Source organism: Bradyrhizobium sp. CCBAU 65884 (assembly GCF_028128835.1).
Classification (GTDB): domain Bacteria; phylum Pseudomonadota; class Alphaproteobacteria; order Rhizobiales; family Xanthobacteraceae; genus Bradyrhizobium; species Bradyrhizobium ottawaense.
Genome location: NZ_LBJU01000133.1, coordinates 351953 through 360225, shown reverse-complemented (window position 1 = coordinate 360225; position 8273 = coordinate 351953). Strand labels below are relative to the sequence as shown.

Genomic DNA, 8273 nt, shown 5'->3' with positions numbered 1-8273 from the left:
CGCCGCGCCGCCGAGGCCGGCGCCGATGCCGGCTCCGGTCCCGGCGCCTTCAGCGCGATCGTCGACGCCGTCGCGATCGCGGTCGACCTTACCGGACCGCGAGCCGTACCAATTGTCCGAATTGTTGGCGACGATGCTGATATCGGAATGCGCCACGCCGGCGCCTTCGAGCCGGGTCACGGCGCGTTCGGCATCGGAGTAATTGTCGTAAAGACGTGAGATGGTGACGGTCATTGTGAGGTCTCCTGGCGATTGCTTGTTACTTGGTGGGGTTCACGTTGCCCTGGAAGTCCAGGCTGACGTCGGTTTTGGTGCCGGCCTTGTCGGCCTTGCCGCGCCAGACGCCCTCGTTGTCCTTTTGCAGGCCGGAGACGTTGGAATATCCCGCTTCTTCGATCTTCGATTTTGCCTGTCCCTCGGTGAAGCTGTTGCGGCCGGCGACCGGCTTGTTCGAGTTGTTCTGGTCCGAGCTGTTGACGGCGTTGTTGCCCGGCCCGCTCTGGGCAGGCTGTGGCTGCGCGCCAGCGGGTACCGCTCCGAGCAGCAACATGGTCGTGGCAAGTAGAGTGAGACGTCGCATTTTTTTGTCCTCCAGCAGGTGAATGTGCCGGCGACAACAAGTGAGATTCGAATTGGTTGCTTACGTTTGAAGCTGCCGAGTGCCGCAGCCTGTCTCGCGCCAAAACGCGCGGGTGCATCGAACCAGTTTAGGAACGTCTGCCGGTTTGTCCCGTTTATGCGCGCCTTGCGGATGCCGTTGGCAGATTTATTCCAGCCGACGCATCAATTGATACGGCACGAAGGCGCGAGGGGCGGATGATGGCCGGAGCGCGCGCGTTGAGTTGGCGCGCTGGCGGCCCCGGCATTTTCGCTCCCCACGTCCAGCCCCGGAGGTGCCTGGGGTCGCTCCCGTGCTGCTCGGCTGGTTTTTCGATTTCGGAACTTCAACTGCGCCGGTCCATTGTCGCCGGAATCATTGAACAGGCGAGACAGCTCCCATCATGCAATCCCGCTACCCGCTGTTGAAGAAATGGACGGCGCAAGACCACGAGCGATTGAAGGCATTGGCCGCAGCAGGCCGGCGGCCGGACGAGATTGCGAGCGAGCTCGATCGAAGCGAAGCGGCGGTGAGGGTGCGTGCCTGGCAGCACGGCATCGCCTTGCGGCTTGTCATTCAGAGGCGCAAGCCGTTGAAAACGGCTGGTTCGAAGGCCCGCATGTGAGCGAGGCGATCTACCCGGATGCGTCGAAGCTCAGGATCCACTCACGACGCCGCCCTGCGCAAGATAGGAGATGACCGTGCCGTCCGCGGACGGCTGGAAGTTGTCGAGGGTTGCTTCCGAGACGGTCGAGCATCGCGTTGTCGCAGGCTCGTCGCGCGTGCCGAACAACGGCACGCGGAAGTCATTGGGAAAGCGGCCGCGTCACTTCGACGATGGTGCGTCGGCTTGCGTCCTGGCGGGCTCCCAAGGCGCGGGAAGGATGACGCGGATCGGACGCGCTTCAGTGGTGCCTTGACCAGCGGGCCGGGCTTGCTCCCTGGCAGGCTCGGCCGAAGCCACGGACAGCAGTGCGACCAGCATGGCCAGCGAGGTCGTCACAAGTCTCACATCCAGCATCGAAGCCTCCGTTTCCGCGTCAACGCAGCCTGCGGGACTTGGTTCAGACGAATTCGGGAACAAGTGGTAATTTTGTAGGTTTGAAGAAGACAGATCCGGATGACCGGACTGCTGGAGGAGGACACGATGAACATCAAGACCATCATTGCCGCTGCCCTGTTGACGTCATTTGCGGCTCCCGCGTTCGCGCAGTCGTTCTACGTGGTGCAGGACGTCAAGACCAAGAAGTGCACGATCACCGAAGCGAAGCCGACGAGCACGGAAACCACCGTCGTCAGCGGCGACACCGTGTACAAGACCAGGACTGAAGCCGAGGCCGGCATGAAGACCGTCAAGGTCTGCACGTCGAACTGAGGAGAAGGACAGATGCCTGTACTTCTGCTTTGGGCCGTCCCCGCCGTGATCGTGATCGGTGGCGGCGTTTATCTGATTGGCCACATGCACTGAACCTTGATGCCGAGGGTGCCTGGCGCGCCCACGGCCCCTCTTGCGAGTGAAGTTGCGCAAGCGTCAAGCAAAGCCCGCGTGGAGCGATCCGCGCGGGCTGATTGTATATGAACCGCTCTCCGAGAGCCCCCGACGAAACACGGCTGAAACATTGCTGAAACCAGATCGTCCTGAACTCCGCGCCCGCTCGTGCCGACCAACGGAGCGAAGAGGAGAGACAATCATGATCCAGATCGGTTCGAAGGAAGAAGTCGCGTTCCTGCTGGCGCTGTTCGGCACCCACACCCAGCCGGTGAAGCGGCCGAAGCCGAAATCGCAGCAAAGGTGAGAGGCTGAACCCATGCCAGGTTTGGCCGAATGCCAGAGCCTGCTCAGGCTCCTGATCGCCAGGGGCGATCCCAAGTCCATCCCGCTCGCCAAAGGCGCCATCGATCAGTATTTGAACACGGCGCCGCTCAGCGCCCGCGGCCGCGGCCTGCGCGTGCTCCAGCGCGACGCACTCGACCAGCACGATGTGGCGGTCGGCGTGCAGCGCTCGTTCGCCGAGACGGTGGATGCCTATATCGAGCACAAGCTTGCGGAAGAGTAGGGCGCTGCGCAAGCAGGCATATTCCGTGTCCTGCCGGATCGATCCTTGCCAGCTTCCCTTGCCAGCTTCCCTTGGCAGCGTTCCTTGGACGGTGTTCCCGGAACCCGTTGATCCCCAGCGAATTTTCGTCTTATTGGAAACCTTTGCCGTTCTCGGGCCTAATACGGCAAAGGATGCAACAATGCCGCGTTACTACTTCGACCTTCGCGACGACAAGGGAATTGCCCTCGACGAGGAAGGGCTGGAACTGGCCAGTCCGCGCGCCGTTCGGGCCGAGGCCGCCAAGTCGCTTGCCGACATGGCACGCGATGCGGTCCTCTCGGCGCCGTCCACGGGCGGCCGGCAGACGATGGCGATCGACGTTCGCGACGCCGGCGGTCCCGTCATGCAACTGACATTCTGGTTCGAGATCGAGACTCCGGCATCGCGATCGCAATCAGGCGATCATTGACGCGTCAATGATCGCGGCGGCGACTCCTCCGGATCCAGCACGGCGATCTTGCGGCCGAGCTGCCACACCTCGACCTTGCCGTGGCGGGTGAACTGGCGCGCCAAGCTGAGGGCGGAGGAATCCGACGGGGCTTCGAACGCTTCGGCGGAGCGGAAGACGCCGTTCTCGCCGATCAGATAAGCGCGATATTGCTGCATCATGTCGGTGCCCTCAGGCCGGGGGAGCGCAGCCAGGCCTCGATCTGCATGGCCGTTTCGTCCTGCCGGGCCCGGCGCAGCAGCATTTCGCGGCGGCGCCCCGGCGAGAGCGCGCGCGCTTCCTCGCGACACCGCTTGGCTTCGTCGGCGAGTCTTTCGGTGAGAGTCTTGGTCTGTTTGAAACGACGCCGCGTCAGCATGATGCTTCTCCCTGTACGAGGAGGCGGGAGCGCGACCGGCGTTCTCATCACCGATAAATGCCACGTACCGTGCGGTGATGGATGAACCCTACGCCGCCGGCGGCGCAGAGTCTGTATCATTTGGTATGCCCGCAAATTAAATTTTCGGGTGCAAATTCAGCCCCTTGAGCCACTTACTCATTTTGAGCGCGACACCAGACCCAAGTTCACTTTTGCACCAAAGCCGACCCTCGGGGTCGTTTTCAAGACACCACCTCAGCTTGTTTCAAGGCTTTGTCTCAAGAAGCGCCTCCGAAGGAGCAGGAGCCGGCTGATGCGTTGCGGCGTGGCGTCCGTGCGCGGGCTCAGGCGCGAAGCGCAAGGTGCAGGAATTGGTTGAAGGCGCTGGCCTGGTAATCGGCGAACGCCTCGCCGTTGACGAAGCCGCGCTTGCGGTACAGCGCCAGCGCCGGCTCGAACGCCGGGCCGCTTCCGGTCTCCAGGCTCAGCCGGGTCAGCCCGCGCGCCTTCGCCTCGCGCACGATATGGTCGAGCAGCAGCGCCGCGACGCCGCGGCGCAGATGATCGGGGTGGGTCCGCATCGACTTCACCTCGGCGCTGCCGTCGCCCAGCTCCTTCAGCGCGCCGATGCCGACGACGTCGTCGCCCTCGCGCACCGACCACACGGTGACCCCGGGCACCTGCAGCCCCGACAGGTCGAGCGCGAACACATGGCCCGGCGGCGAGCTCGCATGCATGCCGGCGAGATGCAGCGCGAGCAGGCGGCGGGTCGGTTCGGAGGTGAGATCGTCGGGGTGGATTGAGAACATGGGGGACCGTTTGGGAGCTATGTCGGCACTCGGATTGCGCCCGCACAATATGAAGCACAGAAGCGCTGGTTGACAACGTTCCCGTTTTGTTCTAGACTTCAAAATACTTCAACTGTTGGGCGAGCTAGGCAGAGGATCGCATCTCGTCCAAAAATTTCCGCGGGTCGTCGATGAGTAGCTCCCTTCTCGCTTTGGTCTTATTGGATAATCCGGTGACGCCGGACATGTCAGCGGTTGCAAAGGTCCTTCACGCCCGACATCCGGAGTTGGCAACGGAGACGATGGACGACGGGCGTGCTCAGCAGGCTCAAGCAGACTCGCCGCTCATTCGCTGCGGCAACGAGCTCGTCGCCGTCATGTCGATGCCGGCGCCCATCCCGGACGACGAGGGACTTTGGGCGCGCGCCGCCACGACATGGCCGGAGAGCAAGGCGGTGGCCCTCCGGCATCGAGGTCATGTGATCGTATCGATGCTCGGCAAGAGCGACCAGCCGCTGGTCGCCGCGCGCATCACGACCGCTGTCATCGGTGCGTTGATTGCGACGATGCCTGAGTGTTGCGGCGTGGTCTGGGCGGGCCGGGTCGCGCGGCCTGCCGATCTCTGGCGCGAAACGTCTCGCGATTCATTCGCACCATATCCTAATTACCCCTTTAGGCTATGGGTCGACATTCTTCCGTTCCGGACAGGCGCGAAGATCGCCGCGGTCACGATGGGACTGTCCGCCTTCGTCGGTCGTGAGATCGAGTTCGTGACCGGCAAGCTCACGCTTTCGGCGTTGTTCGACAAGGTGGCTGGGCTTGCCGTGTATCTGATCGAGCATGGCAGCGTGGTGAAGGACGGCGACACGATCGGCGCAAGTGCGAGCGAACGGATCCAGGTGCGTCACAGGAATTCCGACGCGTTTGGCGGGCTGCCGGTGTTTTACTGTGTGGATGAGTTCAAGCACTGATGTCGATGAGCGACTTACCATCGGTACTTGCCGCCAGATTCGTTGCCCGAGACCGAAGGTTTGACACGTCGGGCAAAACACATGCAGAATGGCATCATCGGAAGAGTCCGACAGCTCGCGGGAAGCCGCGGGCTTTTTTGTTGAGCAGTCGATCGTGGTCTCCGCCGCGCGTCATTGCGGGCACGCTTTTCAATGGGTTCAAGTCATGAGTGACGATAAAGCAATTTCTGCTGCAAAGCGGTCCAGAGCGCGAAAACGCCGCTTCTACGAAATGGGTCCCGATTTTAACGGAGGGCGACCGGGCTTTTGGGTTGCGGACGAGAGCGTCCTTCCCCCCCACGGAGTATATCGTCTGCCCGCTTCTACGCCGCCCGTGCCCTACATGTTTAATAAATCGAAGGGCAGTCTGCCCTATGACCTGGAGCGCTGCTTTCATTGGTGGCTCATTTCGGATCGAACCAAGGCTGTCTTCGAGCGGATTGATCCGGAGGCTTTTGTGTTTGTGCCGTGCGACGTGCGAGTACCGCAAGGTCGCTATCAAGGGGCGGACTATTGGCTCTGCGATGTTGCTCGCGTCCTCGATGCGCTGGACGAATCGGCGTCCTGTTTGCGTATCGGTGTCCGGGACGATGTTCACTATCTAGACCACGGTCAGAAATATTACGCGCACATTCCCGGCTACAAACTGGTCTTCAGAGAGGCCTCGATCGGTAACGCGCACATTTTCCGCATGGCCTACAAAGATGCAACCGTCATATGCGATCAAGAGTTCAAGGACGCTTGCAAGTCGGCGGGCCTGAAGAGAATTCAGTTTTGCGATCGCGCAAAAAGCCGGTATTGATTCACGCCATCCTGAGAGATGAAGTCTGCTCGCTCGTGGGCGGCAGTTCATACTTGGACAGGCGAGAATTGCCGGCCGGCCCTGGCTGCAACGATGACCAGTAGCTTGGCAATTTTTGCCAGCGGACAAGGGGGCGCCCGCGCGGATAGCGACGGGGCGTTCCGATACTCCTTCCCGATAAGATAAAGCCCAATAAAGCCCACGCCTTCAGGCCGGTAATCAATTCGCGCGCCGTAGGCATCGATTGCAGGCGGTCCGATCGAGTGCTCGCCTGCACGCCATAGCACTTCAGGAAGATTGCAACCCTGTTCGACGAACGCGCGGGCGTTCCCGCCGCGGCGGTGCTTGCGCGCTTAATCCACTCGATTTTCCAGCTCCCATACTCAATGAAACCCCTTGTGAGGGTGCATGTCGATTTTTTTCGATCACCACATCATTTTAGAGCGCTTTGAAGACCACGACGCGTTTCGCGGTATGGACAAGAGGATTTTCGATATCGATGGGCCCGCAAACCGAATCTATTTGCCGGCAAATCGGGAGCTCGCTGCAAAGTTGGAGGTGTCGCCCCATCCAAGCAGACACGTGGAGCCGTACGGCAAGCTCGTTTGTCAGAGGCTCGATGAGATCGCAACGATCGAGAGTTCAGACAAACGACTTGCGGAGATCAAGACTCTTATCGATGCGATGCGCGTCGGATTCCTTAACGGCCATCTCTACACCAATGTGCCTATCGACAAAACACAAGAGGAAGTCAACCAAGGGGTCGAGAAAGTTCTGAAGGATCCCAAGACTTACCTCGGTCAATATCCGCATCAATTGAAGACCATCAGAGATGTCGAGCGAAGGGGAGCGGACGCCGGTCAGGATCATCTGATCAAATGGTTGCTCTACCTGGATCATCCGGAGCGGCAGAAGTTGATAGACGAGGCAATTGCTCGCAATCCTGATGTCAACGTGACGGCCCGCAATCGCGACCTGCGCGGAACGAATTGGTCCAAGTTCGAAGCGTTGGATCCCTCTTCGGACCCTTTTCGCGTACCCGGCTCAACATCGGCCAACCCGAGCGACTTTCCGCCGCTGCCGGGCTACAGCTCACCTCCGCGTGCCGGTCTGAACGAACAGGAAGGGTTTGCGCGAAGTGATCCCCGCTTCACACGTGCGCTGCCACCGTTTCCCACGCTAGATCCCAATGAACGGATCGGTCAATTGCCTCCGACAACGGCCGCTCCATCAGATCCGCTTGTGCTCCAGTCCGATCCGCACTCCGGAGTGACGTATCCGTACTACGAGAATCCGTTGGCTGGAGGCGCATCTCCGGAGCGTGATGTTCTTCCTTTGTTGGCCGGAGGGGCCGCCCTCGGCTTAGCGGCGCCTTCTATCCTCCCCTGGCTGTTCGGTATTGGAGGCATCTTGGCGGTCACGCGAACTGCCAACGCGCAGGAGAGTAGTTCCGGCGGCACGATGGGCGCGGCTACTCCTGGCGGAGGAGTGTTCTCGACAGGAGCGCCGCCGCTCAACATCATCGGCAATGGACTTAACGTCGACAGCGCGGCCAGTGGCCGCGGCTCTTCGGCTTCATCGACATTTGGGCGGCAGGTAGGCGGAGCTTCCTCGATCGATCCAGAGACTCGCGCTAGCACTTTTGCAGATCGCTTTGGCAGCTGGGCCGGCACGCCAGACGGCACTGCACCTGCCGAGCCGGCAAACGTGGATAGATTACCAGACGCTCCTGCAGGCGGATCGGTCGCGCCCGAAAACGTTCGGCGCCTCGCCCGCGTCAATGAGTCCAACGCGGGCAGCGTGTTCACGTCCGGCAGTGCGCCGGTCCCGCATCTGCTGCCTTCCACGCAATTCAACGAGCGGTTCGGCAACTGGACCGTGCCGACCACTGGCAGCGCGCAACCGCAACCCAGCAAGCCAATCGGTCTATTTGCCGACGAGCCGAGCTACGTCATTCCACCCCCGATCTTCGGAGTGGACGGTCCAGGCAATCCGCATAGTGACGCTGAGGAGTGGTTTTCGCGGTGGATACGGCCGTTGCTTTGACCAGAGTAAAGGTTGCGGAGCGGCGAGTATGCCGTCGGATCGTTCGTTTGACACGTCGGGCAAAACACCGGCAGAATAGCATCATCGGAAGAGTTCGGATCGAGCCCGCGGGATGCCGCAGGCT

The 8273-nt window shown here is 61.2% G+C and carries 12 protein-coding genes and 1 pseudogene; 7 read left to right on the top strand and 6 right to left on the bottom strand.

The genetic code is table 11. The annotated features are described in order from the left end of the window. Together XI03_RS38030 and XI03_RS38025 are read right to left on the bottom strand one after the other, a co-directional pair. Nucleotides 1-234 (bottom strand): annotated as a pseudogene (locus XI03_RS38030) (hypothetical protein); the annotation flags it as partial. A gap of 25 nt (nucleotides 235-259) precedes the next feature. Beyond that, a complete protein-coding gene (locus tag XI03_RS38025; protein WP_028142622.1) occupies nucleotides 260-580 on the bottom strand; it encodes a hypothetical protein in 321 nt (106 codons plus the stop codon). A 421-nt stretch (nucleotides 581-1001) separates the two neighbouring features. Between XI03_RS38025 and XI03_RS38020 the strand changes: the two genes are divergently transcribed. Beyond that, the gene (locus XI03_RS38020) at nucleotides 1002-1223 is read left to right on the top strand and encodes a hypothetical protein (RefSeq protein WP_028142621.1); all 222 of its coding nucleotides are present in this window, start codon (nucleotides 1002-1004) and stop codon (nucleotides 1221-1223) included. A gap of 201 nt (nucleotides 1224-1424) precedes the next feature. On the opposite strand, the gene XI03_RS38015 is transcribed toward XI03_RS38020, so the two are convergent. Then, on the bottom strand, nucleotides 1425-1619 hold the full coding sequence (locus XI03_RS38015) for a hypothetical protein (RefSeq protein WP_152036334.1): 195 nt from the start codon (nucleotides 1617-1619) through the stop codon (nucleotides 1425-1427). Between the two features lie 126 nt (nucleotides 1620-1745). On the opposite strand from XI03_RS38015, the gene XI03_RS38010 reads away from it, so the two are divergent. The 3 genes from XI03_RS38010 (at nucleotide 1746) to XI03_RS40630 (ending at nucleotide 3106) form a co-directional block, all read left to right on the top strand. After that, the gene (locus XI03_RS38010; RefSeq protein ID WP_028142620.1) at nucleotides 1746-1973 is read left to right on the top strand and encodes a hypothetical protein; all 228 of its coding nucleotides are present in this window, start codon (nucleotides 1746-1748) and stop codon (nucleotides 1971-1973) included. A 433-nt stretch (nucleotides 1974-2406) separates the two neighbouring features. Beyond that, nucleotides 2407-2655 carry a hypothetical protein gene (locus tag XI03_RS38005; RefSeq protein WP_028142619.1) on the top strand — a complete coding sequence of 83 codons (249 nt, stop codon included), beginning with the start codon at nucleotides 2407-2409 and terminating at the stop codon, nucleotides 2653-2655. Beyond that, nucleotides 2642-3106: a DUF6894 family protein gene (locus XI03_RS40630; protein WP_442869794.1), complete on the top strand. Its 465-nt coding sequence runs from the start codon at nucleotides 2642-2644 to the stop codon at nucleotides 3104-3106. The genes XI03_RS38005 and XI03_RS40630 overlap by 14 nt, the downstream gene beginning before the upstream one ends. Here XI03_RS40630 and XI03_RS37995 read toward each other — a convergent pair. From XI03_RS37995 to XI03_RS37985, 3 genes are all read right to left on the bottom strand, one after another. Further along, nucleotides 3100-3306 carry a hypothetical protein gene (locus tag XI03_RS37995; protein WP_271594991.1) on the bottom strand — a complete coding sequence of 69 codons (207 nt, stop codon included), beginning with the start codon at nucleotides 3304-3306 and terminating at the stop codon, nucleotides 3100-3102. The two genes, XI03_RS40630 and XI03_RS37995, sit on opposite strands and share 7 nt — an antisense overlap. Continuing rightward, on the bottom strand, nucleotides 3303-3503 hold the full coding sequence (locus XI03_RS37990; RefSeq protein WP_271594990.1) for a hypothetical protein: 201 nt from the start codon (nucleotides 3501-3503) through the stop codon (nucleotides 3303-3305). Before XI03_RS37990 ends, XI03_RS37995 begins: the two co-directional genes overlap by 4 nt. Before the next feature lie 344 nt (nucleotides 3504-3847). Then, on the bottom strand, nucleotides 3848-4312 hold the full coding sequence (locus XI03_RS37985) for a GNAT family N-acetyltransferase (protein ID WP_271594989.1): 465 nt from the start codon (nucleotides 4310-4312) through the stop codon (nucleotides 3848-3850). A gap of 170 nt (nucleotides 4313-4482) precedes the next feature. Between XI03_RS37985 and XI03_RS37980 the strand changes: the two genes are divergently transcribed. The 3 genes from XI03_RS37980 (at nucleotide 4483) to XI03_RS37970 (ending at nucleotide 8149) form a co-directional block, all read left to right on the top strand. After that, nucleotides 4483-5262, top strand: a complete 780-nt coding sequence (locus XI03_RS37980; RefSeq protein ID WP_271594988.1) for a DUF4261 domain-containing protein — start codon at nucleotides 4483-4485, stop codon at nucleotides 5260-5262. A gap of 88 nt (nucleotides 5263-5350) precedes the next feature. Then, the gene (locus XI03_RS37975; protein ID WP_271594987.1) at nucleotides 5351-6103 is read left to right on the top strand and encodes an imm11 family protein; all 753 of its coding nucleotides are present in this window, start codon (nucleotides 5351-5353) and stop codon (nucleotides 6101-6103) included. Nucleotides 6104-6511: 408 nt separating this feature from the next. Beyond that, nucleotides 6512-8149 carry an AHH domain-containing protein gene (locus XI03_RS37970; protein WP_271594986.1) on the top strand — a complete coding sequence of 546 codons (1638 nt, stop codon included), beginning with the start codon at nucleotides 6512-6514 and terminating at the stop codon, nucleotides 8147-8149. Nucleotides 8150-8273: the final 124 nt, after the last annotated feature.

Bases quoted from the DNA above. Each gene is read 5' to 3' on its own strand.
- XI03_RS38025 (WP_028142622.1), bottom strand. From the start codon at position 580: ATGCGACGTCTCACTCTACTTGCCACGACCATGTTGCTGCTCGGAGCG.
- XI03_RS38020 (WP_028142621.1), top strand. From the start codon at position 1,002: ATGCAATCCCGCTACCCGCTGTTGAAGAAATGGACGGCGCAAGACCAC.
- XI03_RS38015 (WP_152036334.1), bottom strand. From the start codon at position 1,619: ATGCTGGATGTGAGACTTGTGACGACCTCGCTGGCCATGCTGGTCGCA.
- XI03_RS38010 (WP_028142620.1), top strand. From the start codon at position 1,746: ATGAACATCAAGACCATCATTGCCGCTGCCCTGTTGACGTCATTTGCG.
- XI03_RS38005 (WP_028142619.1), top strand. From the start codon at position 2,407: ATGCCAGGTTTGGCCGAATGCCAGAGCCTGCTCAGGCTCCTGATCGCC.
- XI03_RS37995 (WP_271594991.1), bottom strand. From the start codon at position 3,306: ATGATGCAGCAATATCGCGCTTATCTGATCGGCGAGAACGGCGTCTTC.
- XI03_RS37990 (WP_271594990.1), bottom strand. From the start codon at position 3,503: ATGCTGACGCGGCGTCGTTTCAAACAGACCAAGACTCTCACCGAAAGA.
- XI03_RS37985 (WP_271594989.1), bottom strand. From the start codon at position 4,312: ATGTTCTCAATCCACCCCGACGATCTCACCTCCGAACCGACCCGCCGC.
- XI03_RS37980 (WP_271594988.1), top strand. From the start codon at position 4,483: ATGAGTAGCTCCCTTCTCGCTTTGGTCTTATTGGATAATCCGGTGACG.
- XI03_RS37975 (WP_271594987.1), top strand. From the start codon at position 5,351: ATGGCATCATCGGAAGAGTCCGACAGCTCGCGGGAAGCCGCGGGCTTT.
- XI03_RS37970 (WP_271594986.1), top strand. From the start codon at position 6,512: ATGTCGATTTTTTTCGATCACCACATCATTTTAGAGCGCTTTGAAGAC.